This is a genomic window from Chitinophaga sp. 180180018-3, from assembly GCF_037893185.1.
Classification (GTDB): Bacteria; Bacteroidota; Bacteroidia; order Chitinophagales; family Chitinophagaceae; genus Chitinophaga.
The window spans coordinates 3921668-3937983 of record NZ_CP140772.1; the positions used below are offsets into that span (position 1 = coordinate 3921668).

Consider the following 16316-nt stretch of genomic DNA (forward strand, 5'->3'; position numbering starts at 1 on the left):
TAATTAGTTTAGAAATTGAATCCGATCTTCGCGCCATAGGAACGGGTATATGGCAATCCCCAGCTGGTAACACCCGGCGACAGGCTACCATTTGAAATACTCATCGCAGTTTCAGGATCATAACCTTGTTCTGCAGCCGTCCATGTAAACAGGTTGCGTGCAATCAGCGACAGCGACAGGTTGTAAATCGGCAACCGTCCTAATACTTTCTTCGGGAAAGCATAGGTCAGGGATGCTTCTCTCAGCTTCACATAGCTGGCATCGAAAGTGGATCTGCCGTTAAAGCCCCAGTAATATTCGCCGTAATAATTTTCCGGATCAGTGACGTTGTCGTTGAGTTTATATTTCCCCTGACCATCCTGGATGTAGCCAAACAAGATCATACCATCTGTACGTTTACGGCCAGCGTCATCTGTCCAGCTCAGGCCACCGGTTTTCGGATCGCGGCCCGGAACAGTGGTTTGCGTACGGCCATCGCTCAGCAGGTTTTTAGCTACATAGGAGAAGAACTGTCCGCCCTGGCGCCAGTCCAGCAGCAGGTTCAGCGTAAAGCCCTTGTATGAGAATGTATTGGTAAAGCCAACCATAAAATCAGGATTGTAGTTCCCGATTTTGATATATTCGTTCACTTTCTGATAGGTACCATCGCTGTTCAGCAGCGGCTGTCCCTTGTATTCGCCATCCGGCACGGTAGCCCATCCCTGCGCGTACATATCGCCCATTTCGGCGCCTTCTTTAAGATTAAATTGTATGCCCTCTGCCGAGCCTGTAAAATAGCTGCTGAGTCCGGGCATCAGCTCAATTACTTTATTCCGGTTACGGCTGTAGTTCACCTGCATATCCCAGCGGAACGGGCCTGCTACCGGCGTTGCATTCAGCGAGATTTCTATACCCTTGTTACCGATCTTACCAGCGTTGATGACCATATTATTGTAGCCCGTAGCATAAGTTACAGGTACTTTGATGATCTGGTTGCGGTTTACGGTACTGTAATAGGTAAAATCGATTCCCAGCCGTCCTTTCAGGAAACGAACATCAGCTCCGAACTCATGCGATGTAGCGATGAGTGGTTTCAGGTGATTGTTCTTCAATATGGAACCTATGTTGGCCCGTTTCACACTGCCCCAGTCCTGCCCGAAATTAAATGTATTATACAGGTTGTATGGATCAGTATCTCCACCTACCTGTGCCCAGTTGGCCCGCAGTTTTGCGAAGGATAGCACGTCTGATTTAATACCCAGCATATCTGATACAATGAGGCTCAGCGATGCGGAAGGATAGAAATAGGAGTTATTATCCGGCGGCAGTGTGCTGGTCCAGTCGTTACGTGCTGTCAGATCCAGGTAAGCAAAGTTGCGATAGCTCAGCTGCCCCATACCATATACACTATTGATCCTCCGCTGGAACCTGCTGGAATTGTTAGAAACAGAACCGGCCTTGGCATTGGCAATATTGTAAAGCTGCGGAATCACCAGGCTTTCTGTTTTCTGAGAGGTACTTTTTCCCATTTGGTCCATCCGGTTAGCTCCGGCGGAAACAGAGAAGAAGAAGTCGCTGTTCAATTGTTTTTTATAGCTCAACAGGAAGTCGGTGTTCTGCTCCTTGAAATATTCCGTTTCAATAGCGTATCCGCCGTTAGGGTTACGCACGGCGCTAAACGGCCGCTTGCTTTCCCTGGTTTCTGAATAAAGGTCCATACCGGTGCGTCCCATCAGCGACAGGTCTTTAGTAAGCTGAATATTCAACTCCACGTTACCGGTGATGCGATCGCGATCGTAGCTGTTGATAAATTCATATGCCACCAGGTAGGGATTGTCTGTAGAACCAGGCACATGCGAGAACTGTGCCAGTCCTTCTTTCCCCGGCAACCAGTAATTGCGCAGTTTTCGTATATCCACATTCGGTGTAGTGGTGTAAACAATAGCGCTCACACTGCCACGGTTAAACGTAGGCCTGTTGCCGCTGCCATTTTTCGTATAGCCGATATTGGTACTCACCTTTATTTTTGGATTCAGATTATAACCGGCGGCAACATTCACGGTATTTCTTGAAAGATCTGTATTCGGAATGATGCCTTCGTTCTTCAGATTGGTATAGGAAAGCCGGAAATCGCCGTCTTTGTTATTACCGGTAATGGCGATATTGTTGGTCAATGTTTTACCTGTACGGAAGAAGTCCTTTGCACGGTTGGGGTACGCAATCCAATCGGTAGGAATAGGATTGCCATTAGCATCGAGCGGGCTATCCCATTGTACGCGTTTGGTACCTACATTCAAACGTGGCCCCCAGGAGGCATCTGCAATTGTTTCATCGGTGCCTTCGCGGTCGCCGGAGCCGAAGTCGTTCTGGAATTTCGGGAACAGCCAGGCGCGGTCGAACATAGCGCTGGAGTTAACGGAAACGCCTAAACCCTTTTTTCCTCCCGAACCGGTTTTAGTAGTGATGAGGATCACGCCGTTGATGGCTCTGGAGCCATATAATGCGGAAGCGCTGGCGCCTTTCAGTACGGAGATGCTGGCAATATCATCCGGGTTGATGTCAGACAGGGTGCTACCGTAGTCCACCACTACCTGTCCTACTGTTTGCCGTGGTGCACGGAGGCCGCCTGCAATAGGAATACCATCCACCACATACAGCGGCTGATTGTCGGAACTAAGGCTGCTTTGCCCACGGATATACACAATAGCGCTGGCGCCCGGATCGGAGCTGGCCGACCGTATATTCACCCCGGCAACTTTTCCGGACAGGGCATTGGCGATATTCACTTCTTTTACAGTGCTCACCTGATCACCCTTTACAGTAGCAATGGAGTAACCAAGTGCCTTTTCCTGCCGTTTAATACCGAGTGCGGTTACCACCACATCATCCAAACTGCGAACAGTTGGTTGTAACTGCACAGTTACCGGTCCATTACCTGCCACTTTTTCAATAGTCTGGAATCCTACTGATCTGAACACCAATACGGAGTGGGCGCCGGCAACCTTCAACACGAAGTTACCATCGCCATCGGTAGCAGTGCCATTGGACGTACCTTTTTCGTTCACGCTTACTCCTGGCAGCGGTGTGCCCTTATCATCCGTCACGGTGCCGCGAACCTGCAATGTGGCTTGCCTCGTGGAGGCTACTGTTTCCCTGGCAGCATTCCGGAGTGCATAATCATGCGCCCCGATTTTCACTGCCTGCAAACCGAGTGGAGTGAGTACTTTGTTGAGTTGTGCTTCCAGGTTATCGTCTGTTATGCGTGCGGATTTGATGCTAACAGATTTGCCTGATATCTGGGCCGGAGAATAGCTGAAGCTGACATTCAGTCTGCTTTCCAGATCGCTTAGCATTTGTTGTAAAGAAGTAGCGTCAGGGTCTGGCGGTGCATCTTTACTTCTTACCATTAGTTGCTGCGGGAATGCGCTGGCCGACATCAATAGCAGCAATAGCAACATGGTGCCCCATGGAGCATGAAGCTTCGTAAAGCTCATTTGCATAATTGTAATTTTTTAAAAGACTTTATTCAAAAATGATCTCTGAACCGTGTTGTTCCATTTTCAGCTGATGCACTGTAGTCATGGCCTTCAGGAGTACTGAAGGATCTTCAGCAGGACCGGAGCCGGTAAATAACAGGTCTTGTGCTTGTTTGTTCCTGAACCGTATCTTATATCCGTATATATCTGATAACTGTTGTGTAATATCGAGCAGGGTTTCATTCCTGAAGAGCAGCCTGCCGTGTTTCCAGGCAATAAGCCTGGCCGGATCGACATGCAGCATATGATGTTCGCCCGGACTGAATTGCATCATATCGCCAGGCTTCATTTGCAGGCTGTCGTTCACTACAATCTTTCCTTCTTCAAGTAATACCTTTACCTGTTGATGGCGGTGGTATACGTTGAAAGAAGTTCCTTTCACTTCAATGGTAACACCGGGCATGAGTACACGAAATTTGGGGTGCAGACCTGCAGGTGATTTGGATACGTTAAAGTAGGCTTCGCCGTTCAGTGCTACGGCGCGTACGTGTTCTTTGTCCCATTTACGGGGATAAGAAACGGAGGAATTGGCATTCAGCTGTACCACAGAACCATCGGGCAGCTGCAGGGTTTTGGTTTCTCCAAAACCGGTTTGTACAAGTACCATCTCCGGGGCCGGACGGCTGCGGAAATACCAGGCGGCTATTACCAGTAGCAGGCAGGCTGCAGCAGCGGAAGCATACAGCATATACCTTCTCAACCCGTTGTTATTTTTTTTAACGGGCTGTTCGTTCAGCAGCAGGTCTATACGTTGTTTAACGGCATCTATCTCTGTTGCATTCACTTCATCCACCCTGAACCTCAGTGCCAGCACCAATGCTTTTGCTTCTTCCAACACAGCTTCCCTGTCCGGGTGTGTGGCCACCCAGCTTTCCCAGAACAACGCTCCTTCCCCGCTCAACACCCAGGCACGGAATGAAGCATCAGCTGCAAGATCAGCTGCATTGAATTCACCATAGTTCATAAAAAGTACCTTGTACAATAAGAAGAGCAGAAAATCGAAAAAATGCCCTCAGGGTTTTGGGATTTTTTTTAAACTTTTTTTTAGTGTAGCATTAACGCGGCTTCGCCTGGTGTGAGTAGTTCTTTTAAAGTGTCTATAGCCCTATATATTAAGGTACGGGCGTACTTCACTTCTTTTAATAACATAATGTCGGCAATCTCCTCATAGGAGAGGTTTTCGTAGAAACGAAGATAAATAGCTTCTTTCTGCCGTTGCGTAAGGGCATTCAGCTTCTGTTGCAATAAACGACTGGTCAGCTCCGAATGTTGCCGGTGAATCAGCATACTTTCGGGCGATAATTCGAGTGCAAATTCCTGTACAGCGTTGTCGTCAAGACTCGGCTGTACCGGTTGTTCCAGGCAGCGGAACAGCTTACGCCTGGCGGCTACCATCAGGTAGCTTTTCACGTTCACGTTGCGGGCGAGGCCTGTGCGTTGCAGGAACAGTTGTGAAAACAGATCCTGCAATGCGTCCATTACCAGCGCACGATCCGCTGTAAACCTGGCACAATACCGGAATAACAGCGGAAAATAACGCCGGTATATCTCCCCGAAGGCATCCCGGCTGCCCTCACAAAGCCCCGCCCACAGGTCGTTCTCGTCGTGCTGAGGATTATAAAGGCTGGTAGACATCTGTTATGTGAATTAGGAATAAGGATTACTCTAAACTACACAAAGGTCGAATGCCGTCATAACGTCCAGTCAAAAAATAACAACTAATTAATGTGCCGACAGTGCACCGGCGGTTACTGCTTTTATCTGCAGACGCTCGCACCAGCCCATAAAATCGTGGTGGATCTGCTGCAATACCTCCTTCTGCGCAGGTGTCAGTTCCAGCGCCTGTGCTCTGCTGATAGTACGTACCGGTATTCCTCTTTGTTGCAGAAAATATTTCGCACTCAACGGATAGGCGATGTGAATCAACGGATCTACCCGCTGCAGCTCTGACTGTATCCACTGAACATCTTCCTGCCTGCTTTCGTCTTCCACATGCTGGCACAGCCACACGAGTATTTCAGGGTAGAAATTACCGGAGATCGACGACATTCCCGCAGCTCCCATCTGCATGGAGGCAACGGCATTGGGTGTATGTGCATCGTAAAATTCCAGCCGGCTTCCCGCTGTTACAGCGAGTTTCGCCCGTACGTTTTCAACATCACAGGAAGTATCCTTATGATAGATCAGCCGGTTAGTGCTAAGTAAAGTACGGAGGATTTCCGGTGTGATAATCCGCTTATAAGGAGCGGGACATTCATATAACCCCAGCGGGATGTTGTCTGTCAGTGAGAATAATTCATCAAAACGCTGCAACAGCACGTTGTCGGATTCATCCACATTGGCAAAGTGGCCGGTGATCATGATCACCGAATCTACACCGGTATCGTATATACGTTTTGTGAACTGTGCTTTATCAGCGATGGTCAGGCCGAAGGAACCAGTGGCTACTACCGGTACGCGGCCATTTACATACCGGACAACATGCCGGGTAAGCTCCAGGCGTTCGTCTTCGCTGATGCTATACATCTCGGAAGATAAACAATTGGCAAAAAAGCCTTTGACGCCGGCTTCAAGGTAAAAGTCGATCAGCTGTTCTACCATTTCCAAATCGATCTTAGCTTTCAGATTGAAAGGCGTGATCATCACAGGTACGAATTTCTTTTGCATAAACATAAGCGGGTTTTATAGTCAGGAAGGTTTCAATCGCTGCAAACGTGTCAGCAATGTGCCTGCCAGGAAAATAGACAACGTGCCTACCACAATGATCATATTGGCGTGCAGCGGGCTGCGCAGGTACGGCGGCAGATATTTCGACAGCGACATCCAAAGTATAACGATCAGTCCTGTTACAGTAGCGGTTACCGCCGCAGCATTCTTCGTGCGGGATATCATGCCCAGCAGGAACAGTCCCAGCATACCACCGGCGAATATGCCCGATAACTCCCACCACATATCCAGTATGCTTTTAACGCCGATCATGGCAATGCCGAAAACGATTGCCAGCAGTCCGGTTAGCGCTGTGGTGATATGCAATACTTTCATTTCTCCGGCAGCAGTAGTATCCTTACGGATATAACGCTGATATATATCTTTCAGGAATACGGTGGCGGTACTGTTCATCCCGCTGCTGACCGTGCTCATGGCGGCCGACAGGATAGCGGCCACTATCAGTCCCATTAATCCCTTAGGTACTTTCTGTACCATGAACCAGGGCAATACTTTATCGGCATAGTCTGCCGGCAGCAGCTGTTGTAGTGGTATATTCCTTTCAGCAGCCACCTGTTGTTTCAGTGGCAGCAACAATTCCGGATGTTGCTGTGCATAGGCGTACAGCGAGGTGCCGATAAAGAAAAACACCATACTCACCGGCACATACCAGTATACACAAAGCCAGATGCTGCGTACCGCTTCCTTTTCAGAGCGGGCGGTATGATAACGCTGTACATAGTTCTGATCCATACCGAAATTATTCAGGTTAATAAAGAACCCGTACAGGAATACCACCCAGAAGGTAGCATGACTGAAATCGGCCGGATCGAAACTACCCAGCGAAAATTTATGTTCCGCAGTACCGATGCGTAAAATATCTCCCAAACCATTATTCATACCCGATACCACCAGCCACAGGATGAGTAAGGCGCCGGCTGTTTTCACAATTCCCTGCAATACCTCCGTCCAGATCACCGCTTCCATTCCTCCCAACACCGTGTATATAATAATGCAGACGCCGGTGACGATCATGATGGTACTCATGCCCAATCCTGTAAGCGCCTGCAAAGCCAGCGCCACGCCGAAAAATACGGCGCCCATGCGCGCGAGCTGCATCAATATAAAACATACCATTGCGTAAGTGCGTGCCCAGGGACCAAACCTGTGTTCGAGATGAGTATAGGCACTTACTTCGCCGCTCTTGCGGTAAAATGGCACAAAATATTTTGCGGCGATAAAGGCCGCCAGCGGCATCGACAAACTGAAAACAAACGAATTCCAGTTGCTGCCAAAAGACTTACCCGGTACACCGAGGAATGTATTACTGCTCAGAAAGGTGGCATACAACGATAGTCCCAATGCCCATCCCGGGATAGTACCTGACGCAGTGGTAAACTGTGCTGCGTTTTTATTCTTACGCGAAAACCAAACTCCCGCCAATACCATACCCGCTAAATAAATTACGATGATAGCCAGATCAATCAGAGGCAATTGGTTCATAGCCTTTCTTATTGGTTGATAACTTTAAAATTCAAAACGTGGATACTACATCACGGTGTGCCGGTCTTTTACAAATGTTGGATTTTTTTATGGATCATACAATGTTTCCTTTTATGAAAAGAATGGCTTAAATTACTATCGCCATGAATCAACTTTCCACGCACACACCTGTCACCTGGATATTACCGGATCAGCTAAAACGCAAGCTGGAAAAGCATTCCCTTGGCAGCAACCTGTTTATCACCAGCATAGGAATATACCCCGAACAAAGTAAACGCGAATGGAATGAATCAACAGGATCATCCGTTTATACCTTAATATATATAACACATGGAAAAGGAAAATTGATATCAGGAAAAAAACAATACCCCATTCAACCGAATCAATACCTGGTGATGCCGCCTGACATTCCTTTCAATTGCAGGCCCGACGAAGCTGATCCCTGGTGCATGTATACGGCGCAGTTTTCCGGCAGGCTGGCAGGCGATATAACAGGCTACCTGGGCAATAATATCAGGCCCCGCAGCATTCCGCCACTGGTGGGAAGGATTGCTCAGTTCGATGACATCCTGCATCATCTGGATCTGATGAATAACATCGAAAATCTGCTATACGCCAATTTCCGTTTCTATAGTTTTCTCGGCACTTTCCGTCTTAGTGTTTTTAATTATATGAAAAAGGGTACCGAGAACATTATTGAACAGTGTATCCAGATCATGAAACAGCGGCTGGATCAGCCATTGACACTAGCCGATCTTTCGGCTGCCACAAGGCTGTCGGCCTCGTATCTGTCGGCCTTATTCAAAGCCCAGACGCGCTACTCTCCTATACAGCTGTTTACTTCATTGCGGATGCAGAAAGCCAGTCAGCTGTTAAAGGAAAGTAAGTTGACGATTAAAGAGATTGCCGCTGAAATGGGATACCCCGATCCGTATACGTTTTCGCGCTCTTTCAAACTGATGATGGGGGTTTCACCCAAACAGTTCAGGGGGAGCCACTAGCGAAATATTATCGTAATGTTAAGCAGTGAGGGATCGGTACTTTTAAAACGAATAGATATAAACAGCTGTTAGTAGTTAAAATCTGACACTCTATGCGTTTCATTATCCCTTTGAAGTTGTTCACAGGTCTGTTTGCCGGTCTGTTGCTGACAGGCAGCTGCAAAAAGAGCCACACCGACAACGCCCAACCATCCATTCGTAATAGCCTTATTGCCGGACAATGGACCCAGCAGGACATTGTACTGGCCGTTGGCGTAAAAATGGGCGGGCAGAATATCCCTGCGGGTACCAGTATTATTACACTGGCGCCATTGCTGGGTGCTGGCGGCGCCGGGTTTACCTGTACGAAAAACAATACCTACAAATTTAACACAGATGGTTCTTACAGCATAACAGGGTGTACAGACCTCATCCTCCCCAAATCAGGGGGCGGTGGTAACTGGAACCTGGATGTGCACGATGCAGTACTAAAGCTCACCAGCCAGAAGGGCGACAACGATCCGCACTGGATCGAAAACATCAGCAGTACCAATCTTGATGTTTCCCTGACGGTAACAATTCCGGGTGTAGCCACCGTACCGCTGGTATTGAAATTAAAGAAATAAACGGTACAACTGCCATGTCCGTTATGTTTGAAATAACAATAACATAACCGGCATTGCCTTGTATCTTGTCCGGGTCTATCTGATATTTGCTCGCCACTATGGAAAATATCGTACAGGATATTATCAATGGGAATATTGAAAGTTTCAAAGTGGTATATCATACCTACCACTCCAAACTTTATTTCTATGTACTGAAATGTACGCATTCCGCCTACATTGCAGAAGAAACTGTACAACTTACCTTTATTCTTCTCTGGGAAAAAAGAGCCAGGCTATCTACTTCCTACAGTATCTCTACGCAAATATTCCGTATAGGCAAAAGCGTTATGACAGATCAGCTGAGGAAGCAGGAAGTCAGAACCCGGCACACTCAAATGCTGATCAGAGATACTGCAGGCAGGCATGCTGAAACAGATATTACAATAAAGGAGGAACTGCAGCGGGTGTATCATCATATAGAACAGTTATCGCCCACCCGGCGGAATATCTTTAAGCTGAGCCGCTTTGAAGGGTTGCCGCACAAGGAGATAGCGCGGCAATTATCTATTTCTCCGAAGACTGTAGAAAATCATATTGTCAGAGCTATCCGGAAGTTGAAAGAGCAACTTTAAATATTCCCTTGTCTGAGTGAGGGGATCGTTTTTCTGAAACGAATTAATACATATCCGGTCATGCGACCATCTCTTTTTAATTTATACAGATCCTGAAAATGGCTTCTTCACTTATAGAAAAGTTTCTGCGGGGCGAATGCAACGATGAGGAGCAGGCCCTGGTAAAAGAGTACCTCTCTCTTCATCCGGAGGCATTGCAGCCTTACCTGACGGAAGAAAGCTGGCAGTCGTTCTGCACTACGCAACAGTTGCCCGCCGAAACTTCCGGCAAAATGCTCTCTGTAATAGCGCAGCAAACTTATCAGCGTCCTTCTTCCGGACGGCGGTTCATTGCCTGGGCGGCGGCCCTGCTCCTGCTTGTCAGCGGCGGAGCATGGTGGATTGTTGCCCATCGTAGGCCCGTTACCGTTATTGCGTCGAAAGTACCTGCCCCCGTAGCTGCTCACGATAGTGTAAGCATGAAAGAGATCGTAAACCAGGGGCATGCGGTGCTGCAAATCACCTTAAAAGATGGTAGCAAAGCTGAGCTAACACCGGGTAGCCGTATCCGTTATTCCGAACCATTCAGCCCTACCAACAGGGATATTTACCTGAATGGAGAAGCGTTATTCCGCGTTGCCCCCGATAAAGCCAGACCATTCACCGTATATGCAGGTACGTTAGGTACCACTGCGCTCGGCACCGTATTCAGGGTAATCGCCTGGGATGATAAGAAAACAGCCCGCGTGCAATTACTCAGCGGTAAAGTAGTGGTAAAATCAGTCAATAGCCGTACCAGGGAAATATACCTGCTACCAGGGCAAACACTGGATTACGATCGTCGTAAAATGACAGCCCACGTGAATACCATCTCACGGACACCTGTACCAGCAGCGGTTCCTATGGCTACCCTCTCCTTCCGGAATGAGCCACTGACAAATATTTTCAGGCAGCTTGGTGAGCAATATCATGTAAAAATACAATACCCTGAAAAAGCCCTGGAAGGTATGAATTTCACCGGCGCTTTCGATGGCAACAAAGAATCGCTCAACGATTTTCTGAATACAATCGGCATTTTAAACGGTCTTACTATCAAACAAAAAGATCATGTTATTTACATAGCACCCTGACACCTCCGTTATACTATTTATCTGTAACCGATGATGCTCTGAAAAGAGATCCTGGTTCCTTTTGCCTGAAAAAATGAAATACTATGCGCAAGAAATTTAAACGATCATTTATATCAGCCGGATTATTGCTGGCCGGATTGTGCTGCAGTCATAGCTTGCAGGCACAGCATCCCCGGCCTGCAGCCATCGGCATTATCAAAAACGAACAAAATGAAATCCTTCCGGGAGTAATGGTGAAAATGGAGAATGCGACCAACAAGGTACTCGCCAACACCACCACCAATGAAAAGGGTATCTTCACCTTCAGCAAACTGCCTGCCGGTGGGCCTTATCGTTTTGTTTTTACCCAGATGGGTTATGCGCCGGATACACTGGGCGGCTATCTGATCAATGACTCCAGCAAGCTGTCGCTGTCGGTTGTGCTGAAAAAAAAAGTGGAAGAGCTCAGCCAGGTACTCGTTACCGCCTTGGGCATTAAGCGCGAAAAGAAAGCGCTGGGTTATTCCGTAGAAGAACTGGGCGGCAAAGAATTCAGCCGGGTTAACCAGGAGAACCTCCTCAATTCCATCTCCGGTAAAGTGGCCGGCGTTACTATCAACTCCACAGGAGGTACCGGTTCTTCCGTAAGCATGATCATCCGCGGTGCCACTTCCCTCAGCAGCGATAACCAGCCGTTGTTTGTAGTAGATGGCGTTCCTCTTGCCAATACTGTCAACAATATCAGTCAGATCGGGAAAGACAATATGGTAGATTATGGCAACGCCATTTCCGATATCAACATGGATAACATTGAAAGCGTTACCATCCTGAAAGGCCCCAGTGCTGCTGCATTGTATGGATCAAGGGCAGGCAACGGTGTGGTATTGATCACTACCAAAAGCGGGAAAAAAGTGAATAAGGTAACAGTAGATGCTTATGTAAGTTCCGTTTTCGATATCCCCTACAAATACCTGAAATGGCAGCACAAGTTCGGCGCAGGCCAGTTTTCAGGCATCCCTGTTTCCCGTAGCGGCAACATGCTTACAAATCCTTTCGGCTCCATCATACAGGAAAACGTAGATGCTACTTTCGGCGCAGAACTGGATATGGGTTATGACGAAGTACAATGGAACAGCCCGAAAGATCAGAATGGTAAACCTATTCCAACGCCGCTGGTATCGCATAAAGATAACGTGAAGAATTTTGTCAATACCGGCATCACCACTGTTGCGGGCGCCTCTATTGCGAATAACAACGATAAGGTCGCCTACCGGTTGTCTTATACCAACATGTCTAACAAAGGCATTATTCCCAACACCAACCTTTATAAAAATTCGCTGAACCTGAATACCAGTTTACAGGTAAATTCAAAGTTCAGTATCAGCACCAATATAGATTTCAGCCGCAATAATTCCTCCAACCGTCCTGCGGGCGACCGGGGCGCCAACCCGCTACAGGCCGTATACAGCATTTCTCCGCATATTGATGTACGCGACCTGAGAGATTACTGGATGCCAGGCCAGGAAGGAATACAACAGCGCACACAGTACAACGGCGTTTTCAATAATCCCTATTTCCTCGCGTATGAAGTAAAGAATGGTTTTGTAAGAGACCGCGTGTTCGGGAATATACGGGCCGATTGGAAAATACTTCCTTCCCTCAGCCTGATGGTAAGATATGCCCTGGATACCTATGATGAGAAACGGGAGACGAAAATATCCAACAGTTATCTCAATAATCCGGGTGGCGCATACGGCATCATCAACCTGGCTAACTATGAGCGGAATATGGATATGTTGCTTACTTATAAAAAAGACATTCATAATTTTGACTTTACACTCTCAGCCGGCGGTAATATGCGCTATCAGAATGGTAAGAACATCACTACTTCTACCAAAGACGGTACCGGGCTGAATACGCCGGGAGTGTTCACCATACAGAACATCTCTCCTGCCAACCTGAACTACCTGAGCAGCAGATACGAAAAAGGTGTCAACAGCGTATACGGCATGCTGAACGTGGGTTATAAAGGAATGGTTTATCTGGATGTAACCGGCCGCAACGACTGGTCGAGCACCCTTCCCAATGCAGTTTCTTACTTCTATCCATCCACCTCACTAAGCATATTGCTGAATGAAATTGCCGGCATTACTTCCGACAACATCAATATGATCAAACTCAGGGGTGGCGCCGCACAGGTAGGTAACGATGCCAGTCCTTATCAGCTGGTAGCCACTTTGAGCAGCATCGGTTCCTGGGGCGATATAGCGCGCCTCTCCACTTCCGGTACTTTACTGAATCCTTATCTGAAGCCCGAAATCGCCACTTCCTACGAAGGCGGCGTGGATATAAATCTCTTTCGCAACCGGCTACGCTTTGCCGGCACCTGGTATATCGTAGAAAACAAAAACCAGATCTTCAATCCTAAAACACCTCCGTCGTCCGGTTATTCTTCCCGGAGTATTAACGCAGGGCTGTTAAGGAGCCGTGGTATAGAGCTAACACTGGGCGGTACGCCGGTAGCAACATCGCGCTGGAGATGGGATGTGAATGTGAATTTTACCCGGAACAGAACGAGGATTATTTCTCTTCCTAATGATCTTCCTTATTATACTTTATGGGAAGAAGGGAAAGGCGGCGCATGGACTTATGTAGGTGAAGACATTGGCGACATCTATGATGCACAGGTAGTAACGGTAACGGATAAGTCATCTCCCTACTATGGTTATCCATTACTCGACAATAACGGCAAGTGGCAAAGTATCGATGCTATCAATACACGTAATAAAATAGGAAACTTCAATCCTGATTTCATCATGGGATTACAGACATCTGTTTCCTACAAGAATTTCACGCTTAATATGACCTTCGACTGGAGGAACGGGGGCGACTTCGTCTCCCAAACATACCGTTATGGCGAGGAGCATGGCAATTCCCAGCTGTTCCTCGACAAGCTGACGAACCCTGGCAATATGAAGGGCCAGGAGCTGCGGGATTATCTCGTGGCACATCAGGATCAGCTGATCATTCCATCGGGCAACAAGTTTCCGCTGGTAGGTGGTCCTACACCGGAATACAACGGTTACCCTTTTGCCTACGGACCCTATGTACTGCCATATGGCGGTGTATTCATTCCGGGAGTACGGGCTTCGGGGTATGATGCCAATGGTAACCCTACCGGCTATACGGAGAACCTGGGCAACACCGGAACGCTGACCCTGCCTTATGCCGCCAGCACTACCTGGGCCTTTACCCGGGCTTTCCTGTTCCCGGCATCGTACCTGAAATTGAGGGAAGTGTCGCTGTCGTACGAACTGCCCCAACGATTGATCAGCCGCGCAAAGCTGCAGCGGGCAAGCGTATCAGTATACAGTAGAAATATCATCCTCTGGACAGCCGCCAAAATCGGCATCGATCCGGAGAACGCCTATCAGCCATCGACCACCATTCAGGGCTCCGGTATGCAGTTCAAACAGGGAATAGAACGGTATAACGTAACGCCCTGGGCGATTCCGGTTGGCGCAAAACTGAATGTAACTTTTTAAGCGCTCTCAACTCTGAAATATGAAAACAGTCAGCAAATCCATTATACTCAGTATCGGGCTGCTTTGCTTCACCGTCACTTCGTGCCGGAAAGACCTGATCAGCATGAACGACAATCCCAACGGCGCCAATCCCGCCACTATCAATCCCAACCTCGTATTATCGACCGTGCTCACCACCGCAGGGATGCAGATCGTGACGTTAGGCTACCAGGACATGGCGGGCGTGATGCAGCATACGCAGAAAGACGGATGGACCTCCACGCACAACGAGTACGACTGGTCCGGCTCTAACAGCTGGACGGAATACTATGATATTCTCCGTAACAATCAGCTGGTTTACAACCGGGCCATCGCCACCGGCAGTGAGTTGCATCAGGGAGTATCACTGGTGATGAAATCCCTCCTCTTTGGCCTGATCACCGACCTCTGGGGCGACGCGCCCTATACCAATGCGCTGAAGGGCCAGGAAGGTGGTACAGACAATACTTTGCCGGCTTTTGATCCGCAGCAGACTATTTACACCGGTATATTGGCGGATCTGGAAAAAGCCAACACCCTGTTATCGAAACCCAAAAGCGCGTATACTAACCCCATAGACGCCGTTGACGTCTATTACCAGGGAGACCCCACCAAATGGCGTAAGATGGCAAATTCGCTGGCTCTACGCTATTATATGCGGCTTTCTGAGAAGCTTCCGGATGTGGCAAAGGCGGGTATCGAAAAAATAGTAGCCAATCCAACACAGTATCCGCTTATACTCGACGTAAACGGAGGTGAAGACGCTACCATGTCGTTCCCCGGAAACAGCAATGCGGATTCATGGCCGGCCAACGCGGCCTACGACACCGACAGCAGTAATTACCGTCGCCTTAAGATGTGTGCTACACTGGTAAACTCGCTGCAGGCAAAGAATGATCCGAGGCTGGGCGTATGGGCCAATAAAGTACAGTGTTTTTTACTGGTAGATGATACCAAGCCGGCTGGTACCGGAAATGTATACAAGCCCACGGATACTATTGTAAACGGGGAGCAGCGGAAAGTGAGGTATATATCGCCTGATGTACTGGCATCGAAGGGACTGACACTGAAAGACATCAATCAGGATGTAAACTATGTAGGATTGCCGCCGGCCATTGCCGGGCCTGCAGTGTATAATCTCAGTCCGGATGCGAATCAGGCATCCCGCAACCCGCATGTATCGTGGCTGAACGATATTTACCGACAGGCCAAAGGTCCGTTGCTGAAGGCGCGTATTATTTCCGCAGCAGAAGTGCATTTCATATTGGCCGAAGCGGCTGCCATCAAGGGATGGGCTGCCGGCGATGCCGCCACTCATTACAACGCAGGCGTACAGGCTTCGTTCAGCGTATGGGGCCTGAGCGGCAGCGCAAAGGCTTACCTGGCACAGACAGCGGTGAAATTCAATAATACGCAGGAGCAAATCATCGAGCAGAAATGGATTGCCAGCTGGACGGCCGCCGCAGAAGCCTGGTTCGATTACAAACGGACGGGGTATCCCAAACTCAAAGCCGGGCCGTTTGCCAAAGGCCCTGTGATGCCGGTGCGGCTGTACTATATGCTGGACGAGCGCAATCTGAATAAAACCAACGTAGCCACGGCGCTCGACCGCCTGGAAGTGACCACTTATTCATCTTACGGCGCCAACGGTACAAAAAATAGTCCATGGTCCAAGCCCTGGGTTATACAAGGAACCGGAAAACCGTGGTAAATTTATACTCATT

The 16316-nt window shown here is 48.4% G+C and carries 11 protein-coding genes; 6 read left to right on the plus strand and 5 right to left on the minus strand.

Annotated features, from left to right (window positions below; all coding sequences use genetic code 11):
• Positions 1 to 8: 8 nt before the first annotated feature.
• The 5 genes from UNH61_RS15490 to UNH61_RS15510 form a co-directional block, all read right to left on the minus strand.
• On the minus strand, positions 9 to 3479 hold the full coding sequence (locus tag UNH61_RS15490) for a SusC/RagA family TonB-linked outer membrane protein (RefSeq protein WP_326992867.1): 3471 nt from the start codon (positions 3477 to 3479) through the stop codon (positions 9 to 11).
• 22 nt (positions 3480 to 3501) lie between these two features.
• Positions 3502 to 4479: a FecR domain-containing protein gene (locus tag UNH61_RS15495; protein WP_326992868.1), complete on the minus strand. Its 978-nt coding sequence runs from the start codon at positions 4477 to 4479 to the stop codon at positions 3502 to 3504.
• A gap of 80 nt (positions 4480 to 4559) precedes the next feature.
• Complete coding sequence (locus UNH61_RS15500; protein WP_326992869.1) at positions 4560 to 5150, minus strand: sigma-70 family RNA polymerase sigma factor; 591 nt, start codon at positions 5148 to 5150, stop codon at positions 4560 to 4562.
• 87 nt (positions 5151 to 5237) lie between these two features.
• On the minus strand, positions 5238 to 6182 hold the full coding sequence (locus UNH61_RS15505; RefSeq protein WP_326992870.1) for a dihydrodipicolinate synthase family protein: 945 nt from the start codon (positions 6180 to 6182) through the stop codon (positions 5238 to 5240).
• A gap of 21 nt (positions 6183 to 6203) precedes the next feature.
• The gene (locus UNH61_RS15510) at positions 6204 to 7724 is read right to left on the minus strand and encodes a sodium:solute symporter (RefSeq protein ID WP_326992871.1); all 1521 of its coding nucleotides are present in this window, start codon (positions 7722 to 7724) and stop codon (positions 6204 to 6206) included.
• A 143-nt stretch (positions 7725 to 7867) separates the two neighbouring features.
• On the opposite strand from UNH61_RS15510, the gene UNH61_RS15515 reads away from it, so the two are divergent.
• The 6 genes from UNH61_RS15515 (at position 7868) to UNH61_RS15540 (ending at position 16303) form a co-directional block, all read left to right on the plus strand.
• On the plus strand, positions 7868 to 8725 hold the full coding sequence (locus tag UNH61_RS15515) for an AraC family transcriptional regulator (RefSeq protein WP_326992872.1): 858 nt from the start codon (positions 7868 to 7870) through the stop codon (positions 8723 to 8725).
• A gap of 92 nt (positions 8726 to 8817) precedes the next feature.
• Complete coding sequence (locus UNH61_RS15520; RefSeq protein WP_326992873.1) at positions 8818 to 9330, plus strand: hypothetical protein; 513 nt, start codon at positions 8818 to 8820, stop codon at positions 9328 to 9330.
• Positions 9331 to 9428: 98 nt separating this feature from the next.
• The gene (locus UNH61_RS15525) at positions 9429 to 9941 is read left to right on the plus strand and encodes an RNA polymerase sigma-70 factor (RefSeq protein WP_326992874.1); all 513 of its coding nucleotides are present in this window, start codon (positions 9429 to 9431) and stop codon (positions 9939 to 9941) included.
• A 98-nt stretch (positions 9942 to 10039) separates the two neighbouring features.
• Positions 10040 to 11050 (plus strand): FecR domain-containing protein, encoded by a 1011-nt coding sequence (locus tag UNH61_RS15530; protein ID WP_326992875.1) that lies wholly within the window; start codon positions 10040 to 10042, stop codon positions 11048 to 11050.
• A gap of 83 nt (positions 11051 to 11133) precedes the next feature.
• Complete coding sequence (locus UNH61_RS15535) at positions 11134 to 14574, plus strand: SusC/RagA family TonB-linked outer membrane protein (protein ID WP_326992876.1); 3441 nt, start codon at positions 11134 to 11136, stop codon at positions 14572 to 14574.
• Positions 14575 to 14593: 19 nt separating this feature from the next.
• Positions 14594 to 16303 carry a SusD/RagB family nutrient-binding outer membrane lipoprotein gene (locus UNH61_RS15540; protein ID WP_326992877.1) on the plus strand — a complete coding sequence of 570 codons (1710 nt, stop codon included), beginning with the start codon at positions 14594 to 14596 and terminating at the stop codon, positions 16301 to 16303.
• Positions 16304 to 16316 lie beyond the last annotated feature (13 nt).

Bases quoted from the DNA above. Each gene is read 5' to 3' on its own strand.
- UNH61_RS15520 (WP_326992873.1), top strand. From the start codon at position 8,818: ATGCGTTTCATTATCCCTTTGAAGTTGTTCACAGGTCTGTTTGCCGGT.
- UNH61_RS15525 (WP_326992874.1), top strand. From the start codon at position 9,429: ATGGAAAATATCGTACAGGATATTATCAATGGGAATATTGAAAGTTTC.
- UNH61_RS15490 (WP_326992867.1), bottom strand. From the start codon at position 3,479: ATGCAAATGAGCTTTACGAAGCTTCATGCTCCATGGGGCACCATGTTG.
- UNH61_RS15540 (WP_326992877.1), top strand. From the start codon at position 14,594: ATGAAAACAGTCAGCAAATCCATTATACTCAGTATCGGGCTGCTTTGC.
- UNH61_RS15500 (WP_326992869.1), bottom strand. From the start codon at position 5,150: ATGTCTACCAGCCTTTATAATCCTCAGCACGACGAGAACGACCTGTGG.
- UNH61_RS15505 (WP_326992870.1), bottom strand. From the start codon at position 6,182: ATGCAAAAGAAATTCGTACCTGTGATGATCACGCCTTTCAATCTGAAA.
- UNH61_RS15515 (WP_326992872.1), top strand. From the start codon at position 7,868: ATGAATCAACTTTCCACGCACACACCTGTCACCTGGATATTACCGGAT.
- UNH61_RS15495 (WP_326992868.1), bottom strand. From the start codon at position 4,479: ATGAACTATGGTGAATTCAATGCAGCTGATCTTGCAGCTGATGCTTCA.
- UNH61_RS15510 (WP_326992871.1), bottom strand. From the start codon at position 7,724: ATGAACCAATTGCCTCTGATTGATCTGGCTATCATCGTAATTTATTTA.
- UNH61_RS15535 (WP_326992876.1), top strand. From the start codon at position 11,134: ATGCGCAAGAAATTTAAACGATCATTTATATCAGCCGGATTATTGCTG.
- UNH61_RS15530 (WP_326992875.1), top strand. From the start codon at position 10,040: ATGGCTTCTTCACTTATAGAAAAGTTTCTGCGGGGCGAATGCAACGAT.